19 protein-coding genes, 5 tRNA genes and 1 other annotated feature are annotated in these 22678 nt (G+C 51.5%); of the genes, 5 read left to right on the top strand and 19 right to left on the bottom strand.

All coding sequences use genetic code 11. The annotated features are described in order from the left end of the window. Positions 1-146: 146 nt before the first annotated feature. Entirely contained in the window at positions 147-2117 is a 1971-nt protein-coding gene (gene metG / locus ACTRC3_RS09135) for a methionine--tRNA ligase (protein ID WP_440322840.1), read from the bottom strand. A gap of 59 nt (positions 2118-2176) precedes the next feature. Further along, positions 2177-2456, bottom strand: a binding site (T-box leader). Positions 2457-2714: 258 nt separating this feature from the next. On the opposite strand from metG, the gene ACTRC3_RS09130 reads away from it, so the two are divergent. Both ACTRC3_RS09130 and ACTRC3_RS09125 read left to right on the top strand, forming a co-directional pair. Further along, the gene (locus ACTRC3_RS09130) at positions 2715-3305 is read left to right on the top strand and encodes a 50S ribosomal protein L25 (protein WP_440322839.1); all 591 of its coding nucleotides are present in this window, start codon (positions 2715-2717) and stop codon (positions 3303-3305) included. A gap of 137 nt (positions 3306-3442) precedes the next feature. Beyond that, a complete protein-coding gene (locus ACTRC3_RS09125; RefSeq protein ID WP_440322838.1) occupies positions 3443-5371 on the top strand; it encodes a DUF885 domain-containing protein in 1929 nt (642 codons plus the stop codon). 6 nt (positions 5372-5377) lie between these two features. On the opposite strand, the gene ACTRC3_RS09120 is transcribed toward ACTRC3_RS09125, so the two are convergent. Then, positions 5378-5917: a spore maturation protein gene (locus ACTRC3_RS09120; protein ID WP_440322837.1), complete on the bottom strand. Its 540-nt coding sequence runs from the start codon at positions 5915-5917 to the stop codon at positions 5378-5380. 4 nt (positions 5918-5921) lie between these two features. Beyond that, complete coding sequence (locus ACTRC3_RS09115) at positions 5922-6524, bottom strand: nucleoside recognition protein (protein WP_440322836.1); 603 nt, start codon at positions 6522-6524, stop codon at positions 5922-5924. A gap of 233 nt (positions 6525-6757) precedes the next feature. On the opposite strand from ACTRC3_RS09115, the gene ACTRC3_RS09110 reads away from it, so the two are divergent. After that, a complete protein-coding gene (locus ACTRC3_RS09110) occupies positions 6758-7012 on the top strand; it encodes an AbrB/MazE/SpoVT family DNA-binding domain-containing protein (protein ID WP_158363844.1) in 255 nt (84 codons plus the stop codon). A 68-nt stretch (positions 7013-7080) separates the two neighbouring features. Here the strand turns inward: ACTRC3_RS09110 and rsmI are convergent, their stop codons facing one another. The 13 genes from rsmI to ACTRC3_RS09045 all read right to left on the bottom strand — a co-directional run bounded on the left by rsmI (position 7081) and on the right by ACTRC3_RS09045 (position 21656). Further along, the gene (gene rsmI, locus ACTRC3_RS09105; RefSeq protein ID WP_440322835.1) at positions 7081-7923 is read right to left on the bottom strand and encodes a 16S rRNA (cytidine(1402)-2'-O)-methyltransferase; all 843 of its coding nucleotides are present in this window, start codon (positions 7921-7923) and stop codon (positions 7081-7083) included. A 9-nt stretch (positions 7924-7932) separates the two neighbouring features. Next, positions 7933-8670 carry a tRNA1(Val) (adenine(37)-N6)-methyltransferase gene (locus tag ACTRC3_RS09100; RefSeq protein ID WP_440322834.1) on the bottom strand — a complete coding sequence of 246 codons (738 nt, stop codon included), beginning with the start codon at positions 8668-8670 and terminating at the stop codon, positions 7933-7935. After that, a complete protein-coding gene (locus ACTRC3_RS09095) occupies positions 8660-9583 on the bottom strand; it encodes a stage 0 sporulation family protein (protein ID WP_178038933.1) in 924 nt (307 codons plus the stop codon). Before ACTRC3_RS09095 ends, ACTRC3_RS09100 begins: the two co-directional genes overlap by 11 nt. 1 nt (position 9584) lies before the next feature. Continuing rightward, positions 9585-10574 (bottom strand): DNA polymerase III subunit delta', encoded by a 990-nt coding sequence (gene holB / locus ACTRC3_RS09090; RefSeq protein ID WP_440322833.1) that lies wholly within the window; start codon positions 10572-10574, stop codon positions 9585-9587. A gap of 168 nt (positions 10575-10742) precedes the next feature. Next, complete coding sequence (locus ACTRC3_RS09085) at positions 10743-11330, bottom strand: guanylate kinase (RefSeq protein ID WP_440322832.1); 588 nt, start codon at positions 11328-11330, stop codon at positions 10743-10745. 13 nt (positions 11331-11343) lie between these two features. After that, a complete protein-coding gene (locus ACTRC3_RS09080) occupies positions 11344-12948 on the bottom strand; it encodes an aminotransferase class I/II-fold pyridoxal phosphate-dependent enzyme (protein ID WP_440322831.1) in 1605 nt (534 codons plus the stop codon). A gap of 108 nt (positions 12949-13056) precedes the next feature. Further along, on the bottom strand, positions 13057-14145 hold the full coding sequence (locus ACTRC3_RS09075; protein ID WP_440322830.1) for a 2-dehydropantoate 2-reductase N-terminal domain-containing protein: 1089 nt from the start codon (positions 14143-14145) through the stop codon (positions 13057-13059). Then, positions 14142-15308 (bottom strand): hypothetical protein, encoded by a 1167-nt coding sequence (locus ACTRC3_RS09070; protein WP_440322829.1) that lies wholly within the window; start codon positions 15306-15308, stop codon positions 14142-14144. The genes ACTRC3_RS09075 and ACTRC3_RS09070 overlap by 4 nt, the downstream gene beginning before the upstream one ends. Before the next feature lie 3 nt (positions 15309-15311). Beyond that, positions 15312-15758: a PTS sugar transporter subunit IIA gene (locus ACTRC3_RS09065; RefSeq protein ID WP_440322828.1), complete on the bottom strand. Its 447-nt coding sequence runs from the start codon at positions 15756-15758 to the stop codon at positions 15312-15314. A 19-nt stretch (positions 15759-15777) separates the two neighbouring features. Continuing rightward, positions 15778-17205: a PTS mannitol transporter subunit IICB gene (locus ACTRC3_RS09060; protein ID WP_440322827.1), complete on the bottom strand. Its 1428-nt coding sequence runs from the start codon at positions 17203-17205 to the stop codon at positions 15778-15780. Between the two features lie 146 nt (positions 17206-17351). Then, positions 17352-18539 carry a hypothetical protein gene (locus ACTRC3_RS09055; protein WP_440322826.1) on the bottom strand — a complete coding sequence of 396 codons (1188 nt, stop codon included), beginning with the start codon at positions 18537-18539 and terminating at the stop codon, positions 17352-17354. 18 nt (positions 18540-18557) lie between these two features. Next, positions 18558-20615 (bottom strand): BglG family transcription antiterminator, encoded by a 2058-nt coding sequence (locus ACTRC3_RS09050; protein ID WP_440322825.1) that lies wholly within the window; start codon positions 20613-20615, stop codon positions 18558-18560. A 15-nt stretch (positions 20616-20630) separates the two neighbouring features. After that, the gene (locus ACTRC3_RS09045; RefSeq protein ID WP_440322824.1) at positions 20631-21656 is read right to left on the bottom strand and encodes a threonine aldolase family protein; all 1026 of its coding nucleotides are present in this window, start codon (positions 21654-21656) and stop codon (positions 20631-20633) included. A 273-nt stretch (positions 21657-21929) separates the two neighbouring features. Here ACTRC3_RS09045 and ACTRC3_RS09040 point away from each other — a divergent pair. Further along, positions 21930-22002 (top strand) — tRNA-Ala (locus tag ACTRC3_RS09040). A gap of 23 nt (positions 22003-22025) precedes the next feature. Beyond that, a tRNA-Val gene (locus ACTRC3_RS09035) sits at positions 22026-22099 on the top strand. A 236-nt stretch (positions 22100-22335) separates the two neighbouring features. On the opposite strand, the gene ACTRC3_RS09030 is transcribed toward ACTRC3_RS09035, so the two are convergent. The 3 genes from ACTRC3_RS09030 to ACTRC3_RS09020 form a co-directional block, all read right to left on the bottom strand. Next, positions 22336-22408 (bottom strand) — tRNA-Phe (locus ACTRC3_RS09030). 45 nt (positions 22409-22453) lie between these two features. Further along, positions 22454-22527: transfer RNA gene (locus tag ACTRC3_RS09025), tRNA-Met, on the bottom strand. A gap of 42 nt (positions 22528-22569) precedes the next feature. Beyond that, positions 22570-22651 (bottom strand) — tRNA-Tyr (locus ACTRC3_RS09020). Positions 22652-22678: the final 27 nt, after the last annotated feature.

The following is a 22678-nucleotide window of genomic DNA, read 5'->3' as shown; positions in this document are numbered from 1 at the left end:
CAATAGAAATATAAATTACTTTCGAAAAAAACTTTTTTTGTTTCTTTTTTATATTGTTTCGAAACATGAGATCGAAAAAAGCAGCATCCGGATTTTGATCCGAATACTGCTTTTTTCTGTATTTTATATCCAGTTCTTTCTTATATCTAGCAGATCTCTGCTCCTGCCGGCATCTCCTTCTCCGGCGTCATCAGCGCCAGATTGCCCTCTGCGTCCTCGGCGCACAGCAGCATACCTTCAGACAGGATCCCTGCCAGCTTCGCCGGCTTCAGGTTCACGACTACCATAACCTTCTTGCCGACCATTTCCTCCGGTGTGTAATGAGACTTAATGCCGGATACGATCTGCTTTACCTGGCTTCCGATGCGGACCTGGGAGCACAGAAGCTTTTTGGACTTCTTCACGGCCTCGCAGGCAATGATTTCACCCACCTGGAACTGCAGCTTCGCGAAATCGTCAAAGGTAATCTCCGCCTTCGGCTCAATATCGATGACGTCCGCTGCTCCCTCTGTGGTCTCCGGCTCCGCCTGCGCAGCCGCATCCGCAGCCTTCTTTGCCTCTACCTTTTCCAGAACCTCATTTACGTCCAGACGGGCAAACAGAATCTCCGGCTTATCCGTTACCTTATTGCCGGACTGGTACAGGCCGAACATGTTCATAACCTCCAGGGAACGCTTTCTCGCGCCCAGCTGTGCCAGAATCTTGTCGGCAGTCTCCGGCATAAACGGCTCTAAGAGGCTTGCGCCAATGCTGATGCTCTCTACCAGATTGTAGAGTACGGTCGCCAGACGTTCCTTCTTGCTCTCGTCCTTAGCCAGGGCCCAGGGCATGGTCTCGTCGATGTATTTGTTGCAGCGCTTGAACAGGTTGAAGATCTCGGTGATGGCGTCTGCCACGCGCAGATCGTCCATTTTCGCGGAAGCCTTCTCTGCCGCGCTTACAGCAGCTTCGCGAAGCTCGCGGTCTACCGGCTCCAGCACACCTGTGTTATTGACCACGCCGTCAAAGTACTTGTTGGACATGGATACGGTACGGTTTACCAGATTGCCCAGGGTGTTGGCCAGGTCAGAGTTCATACGCTCCACCATCAGCTCCCAGGTAATCACGCCGTCGTTGTCGAAGGGCATCTCATGCAGTACGAAGTAACGAACCGCGTCCACGCCGAACATGTCTACCAGATCGTCCGCGTAAAGCACATTTCCCTTGGACTTGCTCATCTTGCCATCGCCCTGCAGGAGCCACGGATGACCGAATACCTGCTTCGGCAGCGGCAGATCCAGCGCCATCAGGAAAATGGGCCAATAGATCGTATGGAAACGGATAATATCTTTTCCGATCAGATGCAAATCCGCCGGCCACTCCTTCTTGAACAGGTCGCTGGACTCTCCGTCGCACTCGTAGCCGATGCCGGTGATATAGTTGGTCAGCGCGTCCAGCCATACGTATACCACGTGCTTCGGGTCGAAGTCTACCGGGATGCCCCATTTGAAAGAGGTACGGGATACGCACAGATCCTGCAGACCCGGAAGCAGGAAGTTGTTCATCATCTCATTCTTTCTGGAAACCGGCTGAATGAATTCCGGATGCTTGTTGATATGGTCAATCAGACGGTCAGCGTATTTGCTCATACGGAAGAAATAAGCCTCTTCCTTGGCCGGCTGCACCTCGCGGCCACAGTCCGGACACTTGCCGTCCACCAGCTGGGACTGGGTCCAGAAGGACTCGCAGGGAGTACAGTACATACCCTCGTAAGCACCTTTGTAGATATCGCCCTGGTCATACAGCTTCTTGAAAATCTTCTGTACCTGCTTCTCATGGTAATCATCGGTGGTGCGGATGAATTTATCATAGGAAGTGTTCATCAGATCCCAGATCCGCTTAATCTCACCGGACACATTGTCCACGAATTCCTTCGGAGTAACGCCTGCCTCCTCAGCCTTCAGCTCAATCTTCTGGCCGTGCTCGTCGGTTCCGGTCTGGAAAAATACGTCGTAGCCCTGGAGTCTGCGGAAACGGGCAATGGCGTCCGCCAGTACGATCTCATAGGTGTTGCCGATGTGGGGCTTGCCGGATGTGTAGGCAATGGCCGTGGTCATGTAAAACTTTTTCTTTTCCATTTTTTACCTCTCTTTCTCTGCAAACGAAAGATCAAAAAACCCCGTCTTCCTTAAATCTTAAAGAAGACGGGGATGATTCCCGTGTTACCACTTCTGTTCGCCTGTCCCTCACGAGACAGACCTCTGCGGGTACCTGCATACCCTGACGCTGTAACGGGCGCACCCATCACGGCTTATCGCAAAACCATTTCCCATAGGAAATCCCTTTATCGAAAATAACCTTACGTTCATCCGTGCCGCTCAGAAACCATCTTCAGCTCTTTTGTCTTCATCCCTCTCAGCACCGGGAATTCTCTGTAAAAGACGCATACAGCTTACTCTTTTCTTCGTAGCGTTTGCATTTTGCTCATATAAAAGAAGCGTAACACGGCCAAAACCTTTTGTCAAGCCTGCTGACTTTTCTTCTCTTATTCGTTTAAAAATTTTCAGTTTTTTATCGAATTTCGATACTCATTTTTGTTCAAATTTACTCTTTAACTTTGAAAAATCAGTGCTATAATAATCACCGTAAATTAAATATAGAACCACTTAACAATACCTGTTTGTTACACAAAGTGGAAGGCTGCTAAGCGATTCAGATTTTGGAGGAAAAGATAAATGAATACTTTAAAAGCTGAAAAAAGAGACATGTTGACGAAAGCCAAGAAACTTAGACGTGAAGGTTATGTTACCGGCAATATCTATGGCCGCGAGATGAAGGAGTCCATTCCCCTTCAGATTACCAAGGCAGATGCAGAGCGCATCCTGAGAACCGAGGGTAAAGGTAGCCAGGTAATGCTGGAGGTTGCAGGTGAGACCTACGACGCGCTGATTAAGGAGATTGATTACGATTCCTTAAGAGGACAGCTTCTGGAAATCGATTTCCAGGCATTGGTAAGCACCGAGAAGGTTCACTCCGTAGCAGAGGTGATCCTGCTGGGCCAGGACGATGTACAGGCCGGCGTGGTACAGCAGATGCTTCAGGAAGTTACTTACAAAGCTCTGCCCGCAGATCTGGTTGACAAGATCAAGGTTGACGTCAGCCACATGAAGGTCGGCGAGACACTGAAGGTTAAGGATCTGGATATCGCCAAGAATCCTGCCATTGACCTGCATACTTCCCCGGAAGCTACCGTTGCTACCGTACTGGAGGTACACAATGCCGTAGCAGATGATGCAGACGCTGAGGATGAAACCGCAGAGGCATAATTTAGAACAGTGAAATAAATTTGGAAAGGCCGCATATCGGATGTGAAAGTTCGGTATGCGGTCTTTTTGCACGTAACAATTTCTTTTTTCCCCATTCTTCTCATAAACTACACCAAGAGTTATTCCGGTGGTTTTCCATGAAAAAATCCTTCCTCTTTGTTCTTTTTCTCTCTGCTTTTTTAACGACGGCTCTGCTTCTCTCCCGCTCCTGTCTGCCCGGTACGGACACTACTTCCGCCGATGAGGCCTTCGAAGCCTTCACCAACGGCCTCTTCCGGGAATCTGTCACCGGCAGCACGCTGACGCTTCATTATACGTTGGCTGATCCGGTGGCTTACGGGATTCGTAAGTTTCCGATTTCCTATGGCTCTTACTCGGAGGAGTCCAAAGCCCAATCAGCTGCCGCCCTGGAAAATGCATTCGCTGCCCTGTCAGAATTTCCGCGAAGCGAGCTTTCTTATGTCAACCGACTGGAATGGGACATTCTGAACACGCAGATTCCCCGGGAGCTTGCGTTGCTTCGTTTTCCATATTATGAAGAAGTGTTCAGCCCGCTGCTGGGCGTGCAGGTGCAGCTTCCAGTGCTGCTGGCGGAATATGCCTTTACTTCGGAGGAGGATGTGGATATTTATCTGCGTCTGTTGGCGAAGACGGACGCGTATTTTGAGGAATTATGCGCGTATGAAAAGGAGAAGGTCCAGGCTGGACTTTTTATGACGGATGAAAGTGTCGACGCGGTGATTGCGGGGTGTCAGGATTTTTTAGACGGCGCAGACTACCATAATTCTAACCCAAGTAATATCAATCAGAACACCTCTGAAAACATATCAGTCACCGATATTGACTCTGTTCAAAATTCCAGAGAAACTTCCGTCATACTCAATGAAAGTTCCGGGGAAATCGACGAACATTTTTTAGTAACATCCTTCTCTGAGCGCCTTACCGGACTCGTTCAGAGCACCAAGCTTTCCGACCGCCAAATTTTAAATTATGTAAACCTTAACCAGCAGATGCTCGAAGCACACGTTTTCCCTGCCTACGCCCACCTCATCGAAACCCTTTCTTCCCTGAAAGGCTCCGGCGCCAACCCCTACGGCCTGGCCCACTACCCGGAAGGCCGCTCCTACTATCAGGCTCTCACAGACGCCATCATCGGCTCTGATCGCACCCTGTCCGAAATCCGCGATCTCATCGACCACCAGCTCCTGAGCGATGTGCGTCAGATGGCCGAGCTGGTCAAAAACCGTCCGGAGCTGCTGACAGATGTTCCCCGCACCACCACGGCCCGGGAACCGGAGCAGATTCTCGCAGAGCTGCAAGCCCGGATGCTGGCTGATTTTCCTGCTGCCGACGCAAATGCCCATACTGGCGCGGATACCGACAGTTCCGCCTCCTCCATTCCCATTTCCGTCAAGTCTGTCTCCCCGTCCCTGCAGGAACATACGAGCCCTGCCTTCTACCTGACGCCGCCCCTGGACGCCATGCGGGACCATGTCATCTATATCAATCCTGCTGCTGACTATGACCCGCTGACCCTTTTCACCACACTGGCCCACGAAGGCTTCCCCGGCCATCTCTACCAGACACTTTCCGAGCAGACCTCTCCGCAGCATCCGGTCCGCAGCTTCTTCTATTTCGGCGGCTTCGTGGAAGGCTGGGCCACCTACGCGGAACGCCTGTCTTACCGCTACGCCGGCCTGGATCCGGATATGGCCGACCTCTTAGCCGCCAACTCCTTCTTCCTGCTGGGCCTCTACGCCCGCTCGGACGTGGGCATCCACTATGAAGGATGGACCCCTGCGGAAATGAATGCTCTCTGGAACGGCTACGGCATCACCGACGCCGATGCCCTTGCTGAAATCTACCAGGCCATCCGGCAGGATCCCGCCAATTACCTGAAATATTATCTGGGCGCCGTGGAAATCCTGGAACTGAAAAAAGAAGCGGAAGATACCCTTGGCGCACAGTTTTCACTGAAGGATTTCCACAGCTACCTGCTCCGCACCGGCCCCGCTCCTTTTTCCATTCTCCACTCTTACCTGCCCGCCTGGACAGCTATGGATTAGTCTTATCTAACTGTTAAATGCCATTTTTCCCGCCAGCCACACACTGACCGCGATCCCCGCCACCGTTGCCAGCAGCGCCCCCGGTAGCGTGTAGCGGGTTTTCTTCACCTTCGCTGCCATAAAATAGATGCTCATAGTATAGAAGACCGTCTCCGTACACCCCATCATAATGGACGCCGCCAGCCCCACATAGCTATCCGTCCCGTACTCCTTAAAAATATCCAGCGCCAGCCCTGTGGCCGCCGAAGCTGAGAACATCCGCACGATAGCCAGCGGCAGAAGCTCCGACGGGAAATGCACCTTTTCCGTCAGACCGCCCAGCAAACCCGCCAGGAAATCCAGGAAGCCGGAAGCCCGCAGTACTCCGACAGCCACCATCAACCCCACCAGTGTCGGCAGAATCTGCACCACCGTCTTCAGTCCGTCCTTTGCCCCTTTTACAAAATCATCGTACACCGGCCGCTTCGCGGCCAGCCCCTCCATCACCACATAGAAAATCAGAAAGGGCACGATAAGATCCGATATGTAAAGCATCACCCTTGCCATTTCCTTACCCCCTGTCCATCAGCTTACAGAACACCACCGCCACCACGGCGCTGATCAGCGTCGCCACCAGCGAAGGAGCCAGAATCGCAGCCGGATTCACACTGCCATACTGGCTCCGATAGGCGATGATATTCACCGGAATCAGCTGCAAAGACGCGATATTCAGCACCAGAAAAGTACACATTTCGTTGCTGGCCGTCCCCTTTTTCCGTGCCTGCTGTCCCATCCTTCTTCGCTCCTCCTCCAGATCGCTCAACGCCTCCATGGCTTTCAGCCCTGCCGGAGTGGCAGCCCAGCCGAGACCGAAGATATTGGCGATCACATTGGTCGTGATATACTCTCTGGCCGGATGCTCCCGCGGCAGCCGCGGAAACATGAAATTCATAAAAGGAGCGATAGCCCGGGACGCCCGCCTTATGACGCCGCTCCTCTGGGCAATTTCCATCAATCCCACCCACAATGCCATAATTCCTGCCATGGTGATACACAGCGTTACTGCCTCCCCCGCCGATTCCAGCGCCGCTTCCGTCAATTCCGGCAGCCTCCCCTGCAAGGCTCCGTAAACAATTCCCAGTATCAGCATGGCCGCCCACAGATCATTCAGCATGGTATCTTCTCCCATTTTTTTCAATATATGATTGCAGATTCCTTTTTATGGAAATTTTTTTGCCTGCCTTGTATTTTGTCCCGTATTTTTTCTTTTTTATCCTTTTTTGTACATTTTTTTGCATTCTATTCATTAAAAGTTCATTAAGAAACCTATTTTTCTATTGGAATCTTATGGCTTATTTGGTATAATATTGAAATAAAGTGTTACCATTAAATGAAGGAGGAGAAGCAATGAAGAACACCGGAGTGGTCAGAAGACTGGATGAACTCGGACGTATCACGCTTCCTATGGAATTACGAAAAGTATTCGGAATTGAAGAACGCGATTCTCTCGAGATCTATGTTGAAGATGACAAAATTATTTTAAAGAAGTATGCACCGACGGATATTTTCACAGGAGACCGAGATGATCTTATTGAATTCCATGGTAAAATGGTTTCCAAAAAGTCAATTGAGGAATTAGCAAAAAAGGCTAACTTAATTTAATTATATTTATCGGTACATAAAAACCGGCAACCCAACAATGGGTCCCCGGTTTTTTCTTTTGCGCAAAATTATCCTTCCAGCAGAGCCTGGTAAATATCTCTTTTGGATACGCCACGATCTTTGGCCGCCAACCGCATGGCTTCCTTGTGCTGGATTCCCTGCTGCTCATATAGCGCCACATGCTCCGCAATGGTCATCTGCTCCCAGGCCGCCTGCTTTTCCTTTTCTATCTCTTCCCGGTTCCGGCCCTCGATGACCAGCACGCACTCGCCCCTGGCCGCTTCCGTCTCATAGTGGCGGATGGCTGCCTCCAGATCCGTCCGGAAAATGGTCTCATGCTTCTTTGTCAGCTCCCGGCACACCGAAATCCGCCGATTTCCCAGGGTATCACGAAGCTCTCCAAGGGTCTTCCGCAGCCGATGGGGCGCTTCATAGATAATCATCGTCCGCGTCTCGCTTTTCAGCTCCTCCAGCACGTTCTGGCGTTCCTTCTTATCCGACGGCAGAAAGGCCTCAAAGGCAAACCTCCTGGTCCCGAGCCCCGACAGCGTCAGCGCCGTCACGCAGGCGCAGGCTCCCGGCAGCACCGTCACCGTAATGCCCGCCTCCGCGCACATTTTCACCAGCTCCTCGCCCGGATCCGAGATGCCCGGCATGCCGGCGTCCGTGATCAACGCAATATTTTTGCCCGCCCGCAGCTGCTCCACCAGCTCCCGGCCTTTGTCGAACTTATTGTACTCATGATAGCTGGTCATGGGCGTATGAATTTCAAAATGATTCAGAAGCTTGATGCTGTTGCGGGTATCCTCCGCCGCAATCACATCCACCTCTTTTAAGATACGCAGCACCCGAAATGTGATATCCTCCAGATTGCCGATCGGGGTGGCGCACAGATATAACGTTCCCTGCATCTTTTCTCCTTAATACCCGTAAATATCGTAAATCTCATCCATATAGACGCCTGGCTCCCTGTATACAACCAACGGCTTTTCCACGGTCATTCGGGAACGCCCGCCCCGGCAGGCCTCCAGAAGCACCATATTGGGCTCCTTATCCACATATGGATAGACTAACTGCATCCGTTTGGGCTCCAACTTATACTTCACCAGTGTAGTTATAATTTCCGCAAGTCGAAAGGGCCGGTGTACCAGATAAAAGCGTCCGCCGGGCCGCAGTACCTTCGCCGCCTCCCTGGCCACATCCTCGAAGCTGCACAGAATCTCATGGCGCGCGATGGCTTTGGGCAGCTCCGGATTCACGATGCCGTGACTGCCCGTCATGTACGGCGGATTGCAGGTCACCACATCAAAAGAAGCCGCCCCGAAGATAGAAGCCGCTTCCTTTATATCACCCTGGACAATGGAAACGGAATCCGAAAGAGCATTTAACTCCACGCTTCGCCTGGCCATATCCGCGCTCTCTTCCTGAATCTCCAGCCCGGTAAAATCACGCCCCGATGTCTTGCCCCGAAGCAGAATCGGTATAATCCCCGTGCCGGTTCCCAGATCAAGCGCCCGCTCACCCGGCTTCACCTTCGCGAACCCGGACAGCAACACCGCATCCATGCCAAAACAAAACTTACTGGGATTCTGGATAATCTGATAGCCGTTTCGCTGCAGATCGTCCAACCGTTCCCCATCCTTTAACTTAATTGTCATCCAGCTTTGATTTCCTCTCCTGCTTTTCCAGGGCCTCCAGCTTCTTCAGTTCCTTATCCGCCGCTCCGCCTTTGTCGCCCTTATCGCCTTTCTTTCTTCTCGGGCGGAACTTCAGCTCCTCCACCGGATACTCTCGGATCTCCTTCTCGTCGCCCTCGACGGTAACGATGACCTTTACCTTCTGGCGCAGCACATTGACGCTCTGCACCTCGCCCTTCAGTCCGTCGGCTGTGGTCACATAATCCCCCAGTCCCGGCAAATGGCTGTTCAGCTCCTCGTAGGTCTCCTGCTCATGCTTCAGGCAGCACATCAGTCTGCCGCATACGCCGGAAATCTTCGTGGGGTTCAGGGACAGGTTCTGCTCCTTGGCCATCTTGATGGACACCGGCACGAAATCAGACAGGTGGGTATGGCAGCACAGGGGTCTGCCGCAGATGCCGATACCGCCTAAGATCTTAGTCTCATCCCGGACTCCAATCTGCCGCAGCTCAATACGGGTACGGAACACGCTGGCCAGATCCTTGACCAGCTCGCGGAAATCAATACGTCCGTCCGCGGTAAAATAAAATAATACTTTGTTATTATCGAAGGTATATTCCGCCTGGATCAGCTTCATTTCCAATCCATGCTTCTTAATCTTTTCCTGGCAGATTTTAAATGCCTCTTTTTCCTTGAAGCGGTTGGCCGCCTCTCTTGTATCATCCTCCTGGGTCGCAATCCGGATCACCGGCTTCAGGGGCTGGATAATCTTCTTATCCTCCACCTCTTTGGTGCCCACTACCACATATCCGTACTCCACGCCTCTGGCGGTCTCCACAATCACATGCTTTCCCTTGGGAATGTCCAGCTTTCCGGGGGAAAAGAAATATATTTTTCCCGCGTTCCGGAATCTGACGCCTATGACTTTTTCCATTCTAATTCTCCTTTATCGTCAGCATGAGAAGCTCCATGGTCAGCTCAAAGTTTACATTGGCCTTCAGCCGCACCTTGGCCTTCTCCAGTGCCTTTAAAATCCGCTCCAGCCCCTCATAAGAGCTCTTCTGGGCCTGGGCGCTGATATCATTAATTTCTTCCGCAAAAACCAGTCCGTCAATCTGGCGGGTGGCCTTGAACAGAAGCACATCCCGGAACCACAGGGCCATCAGATCGAGGTAATCGTTAATCTCCGTCTTATACTCGGATGCCGAACGCACCGCCTCGGTCAGCTCGTAGATCTCCATATCGCGCAGATGCCGAAGCAGATGAATCAGGTGGCTTTTCAGCTCCGCGAACTGCTCCGACTGGGCCAGCCGTTCCGCTTTCCCCACATTTCCCCTGGCAAATGCGGTGCATACCTCCGCCTGATAATCGGGAATATGGTACTTCTCCATCAGATAGGGCTTGATGATCTCATTCTTCACCGGACGCAGCTTCAGGGTCACGCACCGGGACAGAATTGTCGGCAGGAATGCGTCTGCATTGGTGGTCAGCAGCATGATGACGCCGTAGGCAGGCGGCTCCTCAATGGTCTTCAGGAGGGCGTTCTGGGCCTGTACGGTCATCTTCTCTGCCTCGTCCACAATATAGATTTTATATGGGCTGCTATAGGGCTTGATCTGGATATCGCCGCAGAGCTGACCGCGGATATCCTCCACGCCGATGCTGGCGGGCTTCTCATGCGTCACTTCAATGATATCCGGCTGATTGCCGCTCTGTGCCTGCTTGCAGGAATGGCATTCCCCGCAGGGCTCCACACCGCCCCGTTCACACTGGAGTGTCTGGGCAAAGGCCCGGGCCAGCATTTTCTTTCCCGCTCCTTCTTCTCCATCCAGAATATAGGCATGGGATACTTTTTGAAGCTTTATGGCATTCTGCAGGTGCTCGATGATCTGCCCGTGCCCTAAGATTTCGGAAAATCCGGCCATATATTCACACTCCCTTCTTTCTACCGCTGTTCATTTTATCAAAACTAACTTGATGAAAAAATACTCTTTTTAGTATAACATACATTTTTTAGAAAAAACAGCTTTTTATACTTTTGTTCTGCTCCGCAAATCCGCCTGCGGACTGTAATTTCCTTTATCTGAAGGTTCTCACTTATGTTCTTTTATATACGCTGAGATTTCCTCTATGCTTTCCTTCAAATCCCGGTTATAAAACCGCTTTTCGATCCCGGCCTCCGCAATTTTCTCCTCCGCGAAATCCTCACTGTCCGCCAGAAACCGCCGACAAAGCTCTGCGTACTTTGGCTCCTGCTGTCCGCGTTCCCGAGTGAGAGCTCTCTGCAGCCGCTCTCCGTCCTCCACTTCGATGTAAATGGGAATCACTCGCTCTGCCCCATAATAATTCCGAAGTGCCCGGTAGGACTCCAGTACGCCGACACCCGCATAGTTATATTTTTCCAGATCGGTCGCCTCTGTATCAGCTGTAAAATATTTCCACACTCCATGTACCGTATCATAAGCCCGAAGCTCGATCACCTTCCCGGCGTTCTGAAGTTCTGTCAGACCCGCTTCATCCGTAAAATGATACTGCACCCCCTGCTCCTCCCCGGCCCGCATAGGACGGGTGGTGTACAGCACCAGTGGCTTCAGAGTCAGGCTTTCGTTTTCCAGAAGCTTCTGAAAAATGGTGTCCTTGCCTGTGGCGCTTTTCCCGATTACATAAAATAATTTTCCCATCATTTTCTCCGTTTTATTCTTTAACAATCCCAAGCTTCGGAATCCCGTCTCCGTCGTATTCCAGCCCGTGCACCTCATAACCGGCCTCCAGCCATTCCTCTATGCATTTCAGCAGCTCTTCCGTCACCCGCTCCCCCGGCGCCAGAACCGGAATTCCCGGCGGGTACAGATACACGTAATTGCCTGCCACAGCGCCCTCACAGGCCGCCAGAGGCCTGCAAGCGCTTTCGGCCTCCGTTGCTTCACCAATGGTCAGAACAGCCTTCAGACGTGGCAGCGCGTTGCTCTTGGCGCTCGCTTTATCTGCTGTGCTCACGCCGACCGGTATCTTTTCATCCATATCCTGATCGAGCTCATGCAGCGCTTCCGCCAGTCTCCCGAATCCTTCTTCCGAATCCGCGATTCCCGCGATTCCAACCACATAATCCGGCCCGCTCATTTCCATCTGGATATGATAGCGCTCCCGCAGAATCCGCGACAGTTCTTCTCCTGTCAGCCCGGCTCCTGCCAGATTCGCTCTCCTTGCGGAAATCAGCAGCTTGCTCCGATCAAAATCCGCCGTCTGCCCGAACTCCGCCAGTTTCGCTTCCAACTGCCATATACCGTCCTTCTCACTGTCCAGTCCGGCCAGATACAGCCATTTCAGCTCCCGGCAGCTCTCCCGGAAATTCTTAAGCTCCCGCACATGCTTCGCGAACAGCTCCTCGCCGTCCCGCTCTATCAAATCCACACAGGCGTCAATGGAAGCCATCAACACATAAGACGGGCTGCTGCTCTGATAGATGGACAGAAATTTCCGAATCCGCTCCCGATTCGCGATTTCTCCCTGCACATGCAGAAGCGCCGTCTGTGTCATGGCCGGCAGCGTCTTATGCACACTCTGAATTACCACATCTGCCCCTGCGTTCACCGCGTCCTCCGGAAAGTATTTTGAAAATGGAAAATGCGCCCCATGAGCCTGATCCACAATCAGCGGAACGCCATATCGATGACAGATTCCCGCGATCCGGCGCACATCTGAGCAGACGCCATCGTAGGTAGGGGATACTATCATGACAGCCTGGATATCTGTCTGAATCCGGTTTTGATTTTTTTCCCTGTCTCCACCGGAGTCTTTCTCTGTTTTCCCATCCGCCTGCTGTTTTTTCTCTATGATGGGCTTTTGCAATGCATTTTCCACATCTTCCGGCAAAATCGCGCCGTTTATCCCCAATTCCGGGATGTATTGTGGATAAAGATACACCGTTTTTAATCCCCGGAGTTCCGCCCCGTGATAGGCAGACCGGTGACAGTTCCGGGCCATCAGAAGCGTCCCGCCATACTTCGTGCAGCCTGAGATGGCGCTCAGGATTCCCGCCGTACTTCCATTTACCAGGAAATGCGTCTCCCCGGCCCCGAACACCTGCGCCGCCCGCCGCTGGGCCTCCGTCAGCACCCCGTCATTCTCCGGATGATGCAGATCGTCAAAACCGTCTATCTCCGTAATATCTATTTGAAATGGATTCTCAAATTCCCCCATAAGCCGCTTGTGCCCCGGCATATGAAAGGCGTAAACATCCGAAGCTCCATAAGCCCGAAGCTTCCGATAAAGGGGGCCGCCAAATGCATTCTTATCCATCTTTCTGTCCTCTGCCTGTTGCAAATGTTATCAAACTCTTCTTCATCTTACTATATATTTTCCGATACAGCAAGAAGGACCGCTTACGCAGTCCTTCTTATTTTACGCTTAACGATTTTCATACTTCCGATAATACGTCCGAATGGCCTTTACGGTCTCCGGCGTCAGATCCGGACAAAGCTCTGGAAGTCTCGCCATCGGATCTGCCACAGGCTCTCCCTTCAGCTGAATCGTTCCGGTCTTCCTGCCATACAGCACCGCTGCCGCAATAACCTCTTCCAATGCGGAGGTATCCGCCCCGTACTGCTTCATAATCAGAAGTGGCGCGATCATGCGCTCCTTCGGTCCCAGCTTACGCTGCACGTCCCGGGCGTTCCGCTCTATGGTGTCCCGGATGCTCCGGTTCTGGAATTTTTGCACCGCGCGCATGGCAAATTCATGCTGCTTCTGCTCCGTAATCCCGTAACGGGCCGCCAGAGCTTTACTGAGCGATGCCACCGCCTTTTTCATAATTTCCTCTATCGCCGGATCATTGGCCGCCTCCGCATAATTCTCATAGCCGAGAGCTGCTCCCGGATAGGTCACGCAGGCGCTCAGGCAGTTGTAGGTGTAGATCTTCCGCTCAAGCAGCTCCGGGAAATCTTCCTCCGCCTCCATGCCGTGCCAGGAAAGGGTCTCCCCCAATGCTTTCACATCGTAGGGCAGCCAATCCAGATCCTCCGACAGGATATCCAGCCCCTTTTCCGCCTTCAGGGTCGTGCAGAAAATCACTGCCTCGGAAAGCACCAGCCGATCCTCCGGTATAACTCCCTCCAGCTTTTTCTTGGGCGAAACCCCATTTTCACAGGTAATCAGCTTCAAGGGCTCCGGTTTTGTCCGTTCCCGGACTGCCTGCTGCAAAACCGGAATCAATTGCGGCAGGTTCTGCTCCGCAATGGATGTAAAAATGAAATCCGCATCTGCAAGCACCTCCGCCGCTTCCGCAGAGCCCATCACACAGGCCTCTGGCACTTTGATCTCTAACGGTTCCCGCTCGCTGCCTCCAAAAGAAATTTTGTAAGATCCGGCGCTTCGAAGCTCCTCAATCAATGCTTCGTTTTTATCCAGAAAGACGAAGGGCTGTCCAGACAGACTCAAAAGTCTCGCCAGGTAACCGCGGCCGGTCTGTCCAGCACCGATAAGGATAACTTTCTTCATTGACAGATTCCCTCCTGCTTCAATTCCTCCACTGCTTCGAGAATTCTTGTATACAATACTTCCTTTTCATCTAACTTGCAGATATTTTTCAAAATATAAGGGATTCCTTCCGTCTCCCGCAGCCGCTTCAGTTCCACCGCGCTCTCATCCGTGAGTTCGTCATAGTAGAGCGCCGCCGCAATCGTGCGAATGATAACTTTGGGGTCAATGCCATGCTTTAACGCCATATGAGCAGGTGCAATCAGGCGATCCTGCGGTCCAAGCTTACGGATGGGATCCTTGGCGTTCCGGATGATGCGGTCCACCAGCTCTGGATCCGAATACTTGGCACGGGCCTTCTTCGCCAATGCTGCCTGCTTCTCCGGATCCACGCCCAACTCTGCCACCAGCGCCGCGTTGATTTCCGGGTAGACCTCGTCCAGAAGGGGCGCGATCTGCGGGCTTACCGCCGCCTCCGGCAGAATTTCATAGCCGTACAGATACCCGTTATAGGCGATAACAGCGTTGCTGGTATTATTGGTATACATCTTCTGCTCCAGGAAATGCCCGAAATGCTCCATCAGATAGACGCCTTTTACCTCCGGAAGCTCGCCCCTAAAGGTATCCCGGTTCACTGGAAGCTCCCAGAAATTCTGCACCCATACGCCCAGCGGCTCCTGTGCCTTCTGCTCCGCCGACGGTTCCGCGCCGGTCCGCATAATAACACCCTCGCTGACTGCCGCACGCTCCTCAAAATACGCCTTATCCGCGCCGTCAAGGTTCTTTACGATTCCATTTTCCAGAACCTTGCCTGCGTCTTTCCAGTTCTCGCAGGTGATGAAATTCAGCGGTTTTTTCCGTGTCACGCCTTTCCAGGCCGCCGCGATGACCGCCCCTACGCTCTCCAGATTTTTGCCTCCTACGGAGGTAAATGCCAGATCGGCCTCCCCTAGCGTCTGCCGGATCGCCGCCTCATCATCCAGCGCGATTGCCCGGTAATGGGTCACATCCGTATTCAGGCTCGGGTCGCCTAAAATATGTACCGTATAGGTTCCCTTCTCATTTAATGCCTGCACCAGATCCCGGTTGATGTCCACAAATGTGGTCTCCCATCCGCTCAGCTCCAGGAGCTGACCCACAAATCCTCTCGCTATCTTTCCCGCACCGAATACCAGTGCTTTCATGTTCTATACCTCCGTTTCATTTAAAGGCATCAGAAGTTCATAGACCTCATCTGCTGTCTTACAGCCCACAATGCGATCTACATTTTCCTGTTTATCAAGCAGGCAGGCGATATTCGCCAGGATATCCAGATGCTCGCTATTTTTCCCCGCGATTCCGATGACCAGATATGCCATTTGACCGTTATAGGATACGCCGTCCGGATACTGCAGAACAACGATCCCGGATTTCAGAATATCTTTCTCACTCCGGCTGATGCCGTGAGGAATCGCCACGCCATTGCCAATATAGGTCGTACATTCCGTCTCCCTTTGCAGCATCAGCCCGTGATAATTTTCATTGACATATCCCTGCTTTTGCAGAAGCTCCGCGGCCCTCCTTATGGCCTCTTCCTTTGACTCTGACGGCAGTCTCACCAGAATATTGGCTTTCTTCAGAATTCCTGTACTCATATCGCCTGTCCACATCCTTTTACTGATTATCTTTTAATCTCTGAATCAATTCCTCGTACTCCGGCGCAGCCAGGAAATTCGTAATCACCACGAAATTACCGTTTGGCGCTACTGCTTTCGCGCGCTCATACAGCCCCTCATGACACACAATCACGTCCGCGTCCTCCGGAATCTTTTCAATTGCCGTATTCGTTACCTCGATATCCAGTCCCGCTGCCTGTACCTTTTTCCGAAGCACAGACGCGCCCATGGCGCTGGATCCCATACCTGCGTCGCAGGCGAAAATAATTTTACGTACCGGTGCAGCCGTCTTACTCTCAACCGTCTTGGTCTCTGCCTTTTCCGCTTTCACATCTGCGAAATACCTGGACTCTTTGCCCTTGAAGCCTTCCATCATCACGATAGAATCCTGGAAATCCGCCTCCGCGCTCTTGTCTATCTTCAGAATCAGGGAAGAAAGCAGGAAGGATACAGCCGCCGCCACAAGAACGCCGCTGAATGTCTGCAAGTAACAGCCCTTCGGAGTCATCAGTATATAGGAAATGATACTTCCCGGCGACGGATACGCAATCAGACCCGCACCAATTACGCTGTAGGTTACATAACCGGACATCCAGCCCGCGATGGTGGCAATAATAAGCTTCGGTTTCATCAGAATGTACGGGAAGTACAGCTCATGAATACCGCCGAAGAAATGAATGATGATAGCGGAGGGCGCCGCTTCCTTCGCAGTTCCCTTGCCATACAGCCAGTATGCCAGAAGCATGCCGAGGCCCGGTCCCGGGTTGGAGCTCAGCAGGAAAAAGATAGACTTTCCGGCCTGCGCCGCCTGCTCGACGCCCAGCGGAGCGAAGATACCCTGGGAAATAGCGTTATTCAGGAACAGCATTCTCGCCGGCTCCATGAAAATCGGGTAAAGAATCATCAGGCCCTTATCCATCAGCCACTGCACACCGGAGGAGAAGAATGTATTCAGTCCCTCAAAAATCGGTCCTGCGATGGACTGTGTCAACAGACAGAACACCATACCGATGATACCGATAGAGAAGTTGTTCACCAGCATCTCGAAGCCGGACGGAATCTTGCCATCGATCAGCTTGTCAAATTTCTTAATGATCCAGCCGCCCAGAGGACCCAGAATCATCGCGCCTGCCAGCATGGTAATGCTGGTACCCACGATACAGCCCATGGTCAGCAGCGCGCCCATGATACCACCACGTTTCTTGTATACAAGCTCGCCGCCGGTGTAGCCCACCAGAAGTGGCAGCAGATATTTCAGAATCGGATCCTTCAACTGCGCAAAAAATTCATTTGGAAACCAGCCAGTCGGTATAAACATGGCCGTCAGGAGACCCCAGGCTATAAATGCTCCGATATTCGGCAGAATCATCGCCGTCAGAAAGCCGCCCAGAGACTGTACCTTCTGCTTCATCACTTTTGTACTCATCTCATAAAACCCCTTTCCTTACATCCCTTATATCACGTTTTTCAAAGATTGCAATCCTTTTATGAGCTTATTGTACCAGACAGTTTTTCCTTTTTCCATTTGTTCCAGCGCCATCATTGTCACATTCAAAGATGACAGTGTTCCTGTCATTCTGTCATCTTTTTATCTTGACAAAACAGGTTTTGCACCTGCTCCAAAATCAGTTTTTCCAGCTCGCAGCCCTCCTCGAGACCACAGATTTCCTGCAGCACTGCAGAAATGCCCTTTTCTTCCCGCAGATGCTTCAGTTCACAGGCCGACGGGTCATTTTCATCCTCATAATACAGAGCCGCCGCGATGCCTGCCGCCAGAGCCGTGGGCCGGATTCCGGAAGCCATCGCCATCCGCGCCGGAGCCAGCAGCCTCTCCTCCGGCCCCAGCTTCCGAATCGGATCCCGTGCATGGCGGACCACCGTATCATGAATCCGCTCATCCCGGTATTTCTCCCGGGCCTGGCGCGCAAATTCCCGCTGATCCTTCGGGAATACATGCAGCTGACGAATCAGGGCCGTCTCAATCTCCTGATACGCCTCGTCCACGATCCGCTCTATCTCCGGATCTCTTGCGGCCTCCGCCACATACTGATAACCTTTTCGGCGTCCAAGATAGGAAATGACCGCGCTGCTGGCATTATTTGTATACAAAGCCTGATTTTGCAGCTGTAGAAAATGATCCACGAAACCAACGCCCTTGATCTTTGGCAAATCGCCTTTCCAGAGCGCTTTATTTACAAAAATATTCCAGCGATCCTGCATCCAGATTCCCAGAGGTTCTGTTTTTTTACTCTCCTCGTCCGGCGGCTCCACCGACAATCCCATGGAGAGGGCCATGTTTATGCCCACGATCTCCTCGAAGAGCTCCCGTTTTTCCGGACTTAGTATTTTCCGGATTCCCTCGTGCAGATCACGCTCCGTGTATTTCCAGTTTTCATGGACAATGATATTAAGCGGTCGGGAACAGCTCCGCTCTGTCAAAATGTGCTCCAGGCGCTCGCCCAGGTATTCACCCACCTCCCCCAGGTGTTTACCGCCCACCGCAGTAAAGATCAGATCGGCATCCAAAATAGCCCTTTCCGCTGCCTCTGTATCCTCCAGTGACCAGATCTCCGCCGTCTTCATGGAAATCACCCGTTCCCGCCGCTCCAGTACATGAAGCAGATACTGCCGTTCCTTTTGCATCTGCGCCGTCAGCATCCCGTCGTTTTCTATGAAGCTGTACCCGATGCCGTTCATCTGACAGATCCCGGCTATCAGGCCTCTGCCGATCTTTCCCGCTCCAATAATGACTGCTTTCATCTTCTATTCCTACCTTCTCTAATGAAAGATATCTCTGCTCATCAACAATCCCGCCCTGCGGAAAATCTCTTCCTCCCGCATAGCCTCAATGGCCTCTGCCAGTCCCTCATCCTGCACCAGTTCCGCGGAAATGCAGCTAAACAGATCCAAAAGCTCACTCGACGCCTGCGCAGGCGCTACCATAACTACCACATACTCCACTTTTACACTTTTTCCCGCTGAAATGCAGTCCACGCCGCCCTGCACCCGGTAGACGCGAAAGCCCAGCTCCTCGTCCATCCGTCCGTGCAAAAGCAGCATTCCCTCCCGAAACACGACACATCCCTGCTCGCCGCGTTTTCGCATCAACGTCACGAATTTCCGCCGCTTCTCTGTACTCCGGAACAGTTCTTCCGCTGTCTTCTCATAAAGCTCATCCAGGTTCTTCGCCCAGAGCGTTTTGCAGGAAAATCCTTCCAGTATATCTTCCATCCAGGCCAGCTTCCGCATGGCTGTATCCGGCTGATACTGAACCTCTTTCCGCTCCATCTCCATGTTCCCTGTAAAGCTCAACCGCAGCTTTTGCTCCGCAATTTTCTCACAGGCATTCCCAATCGACGCAAACTCTTCCTCATCTGGCATAGGACTGATAAATAGCGCCGGAATCGACAGAGGCTCTGTCTTCACCGTAGACAGAATCAGGTCTATGTCATCCGCCAGCATCATCTCCTCCTGAAAATCTGCCGCAGAACAGATTTTCACAATTTCAATCCGCGGAAACCGCTTTTTCACCCGCTGCGCCAGCATCCGGCTGGTTCCGATTCCACTCATACAGAGGAGTGCCGCCCGAATCCTCTGATTTTCTTCTTCCTGCTCCACCAGGGACGCCAAAATATGAATAATAATATATCCTCGTTCTCCCTCGCTGATAAACAGACTGTGCCGCTTGGAAAAGGCATCAATATTTTTTTCGATGATCTTATAAATTTGCGGATATTCCTGCTTAAGCTGCCCCAGATCGCTGCAGTCCGCCATGGTCCCCAGATGCATCCGGTCAAACATCAGATTCAGATGGGCTCCCAGGCGCTCCACCAGCTCCCGATCACCGGTCAGGCTCTTGCCCAACTCTCCTTCCATATCCTCCAGAAGTTCGAGTGTCATATGGTGTACGTCCTCGTCGTATTTGTACACTGTATACAGAGATTCATTACTACGCATAGACAGATAGACCGCCAATAAATCGCAGATCTGCTCTTTATTCAGTTGAATATGCTCTTCCTTCTTTACTTTTCTGGCAAACTCACAGATGCGTGGATACATGGCCTCGGTATCCAGTCGCAGATTCTTCCCATCTTCCGTGAAAATCTGTTTCAGCTTCGGAAAATGCAACAAAATATGAGTATACAGCACCAGATTTTGAAAATCCTCCTGCAAAAAGCTGTCCGTCAATGTGTAATCAAAATCCGTGATTAGCTTATAAGTCCGATATAGCCCCTGCATATCCAGAAACTCCAGCAGTTCCTTTCTTACATTGCCGGAAAGCCGCTCTAAGAACACCATGTCCTGCCGTTCCGCGCTCCAGTTTCTTAGATCAAGATATCGCCGAAACAGCTTCGCCAGCGCCTGTCTGCCCTTATGCAGCCCGCCCCTCAGCCGGATACCCTCGCCCCGCTGGCTGACCAACATCACACCGTTCTTCTCTACGGCGAGACGCGCCTCCTCCAGATCCCGTTGAATCGTCCCCGCCGATACATTCAACAGATAGGCCAGATAATAACTCTTTACGAACTCTTCCGATTGGTACAATTCCAGAAGAATCAGTAAAATTCTGTCATTAGCCGTGTAATTCACCGTCTTTTCTAGTTCCAGCGTCTGCCGCAGCGCTTCCAGATCCTTCTTCGCCCCATCTAGCCGGATTCCGCTCCGCCGTTTCACTTCCACCATGATAGAGAAATCTTTCAAAAAGGTCTCCATACTGCGGATAAGCCGCATCACAGTCCGAGTACTCATATTCAGCTTTTCCGCCAGCGTCTCATAGGAAATATAGCCATCTGTCATAAGTAAAATTCCCAGTATAGCCTGTTCCTGCCCCGTCATTCGTTCCCTCTCCTTCTATAGCCACTCACCCAGCTCTTCCATATCCTGAACCGTTGTAGACCAGCTGGTCGCCAGCCGTACCACTGTGTGAGTGTCATCGGCTTTCTCCCAGAAGCTGACTGCCACGTGTTTCTTCAGTTCCTCCAGTCTTTCATTTTCCATAATCACAAACTGCTGGTTGGTCGGGGACTCCAGATAGAAAGTATAATTTTTGTCATGAAGCAGACGCTTCAACTGCTCCGCCATTTCGATGGCATTACGGCTGATATTCAGATACAGATTTCCCGTAAACAGCTCGTCAAACTGGATGCCCAAGAGACGCCCCTTCGCCAGCAGCGCTCCCTGCTGTTTGATCCGCGTCATGAAATGCTTCGGCGCGTTCCCTTTCGGAAATACTACAGCTTCCCCACAGAGTGCGCCCACCTTAGTGCCTCCGATATAAAAGACGTCACAGATCCGTGCGATATCCGGCAGGGTCATATCCGCCTCCGGGCTCATGAGACCGTAGCCCAGACGCGCGCCGTCCAGATACAGCGGCATCTCATAGGCATGACATACCTCCGCGATGGCCTCCAGTTCAGCCTTACTATAGAGCGTACCGTACTCCGTCGGCCAGGACACATACACCATCCCCGGAAATACCATATGCTCATGATTGCCATCCTCAAAAATTGTTTCCAGGTAAGTCTTTAATTCTCCCGCATCAATCTTTCCCTGATGCTGTGGCAAAGTCAGTACCTTATGTCCGGTATTCTCGATGGCTCCTGCTTCATGAACGCTCACATGACCTGTCTCTGCTGCTACCACGCCCTCGTAGGACTGCAGCATGGACGCAATCACTACCGCATTGGTCTGGGTACCACCCACCAGAAATTCTACGATTGCTTCCGGGCACTCGGTGGCTTCTCGGATCTTTCTTCTTGCATTCTGACAATACACATCTGTCCCGTAACCCGACAGCGGCTCCATATTCGTCTCTGTTAATCTCTGTATAATCCGCGGATGCGCTCCCGCTGAATAATCGTTCTCAAATGAAATCATAATAGAAACCTCCTCTGCAAATATGTTGACTCACTTGCACTCATTATGCTGTGAATATTTCAATTCACAGCCGGCATTCGCCGTTCGTCAATCATACACGTATGTTGACTCACTTGCGCTCATTATATCACGAATTATCCTGCTTATCCCATTTTATCTTTAATTTTTACTATAATTTTGCCGCCAAAAGCTATCGCATTCCATCTGAATAATTTTCAGATTTCCACTTGATTTTCTGTGCTAAAGTGCTACAATATTTTTTGTAAGCATCACGGGCTTGTAGCTCAGTTGGGAGAGCGCTGCGTTCGCAACGCAGAGGTCGAGGGTTCGAATCCCTTCAGGTCCATGGAACGAAGATTTTATAAATACGGAAGTATAGCTCAGCTGGGATGAGCGTTCGCCTCACACGCGAGAGGTCATGGGTTCGAGCCCCATTACTTCCACTGGAAAAGCCTGTATTTACGGGCTTTTTTCATACCCGGAAATCAAAAGGTAATCAAAAAAGTAATCAGGGTAATCAAACACCCTAGAACATGATTATTCGGGAAAGGAGATTAAATGAAAAAAGTCCCCGGGAATTTTTCTCTTCCCGGGGATCCTCTTTTGTATACGCTTATCCGTTGTATTACTTAAAACATACGAATCTACACAAAAAATATTTGATTTTTACATAAAAAAGTGCCCAGAACCGGAATCGAACCAGTGACACGAGGATTTTCAGTCCTCTGCTCTACCAACTGAGCTATCTGGGCATTTTTATAAAATAAGAGTACGAGTCGTTTCTCCGTACTCTTTAGTTGCGAGGACAGGATTTGAACCTGTGACCTTCGGGTTATGAGCCCGACGAGCTTCCAGACTGCTCCACCTCGCGATATGAAATTAAAAAGTGGCTTATCTAAAAGATAAACCAGAGTGGGGGAAAGTGGATTCGAACCACTGAAAGCACAGCTAACAGATTTACAGTCTGCCCCCTTTGGCCACTCGGGAATTCCCCCATGACACGGTCCAACAACGGCTAACGC

The sequence above is a fragment of the Laedolimicola sp. genome, from assembly GCF_051972735.1.
Classification (GTDB): domain Bacteria; phylum Bacillota; class Clostridia; order Lachnospirales; family Lachnospiraceae; genus Laedolimicola; species Laedolimicola intestinihominis.
This window is presented reverse-complemented; position numbering and strand designations above follow the sequence as displayed.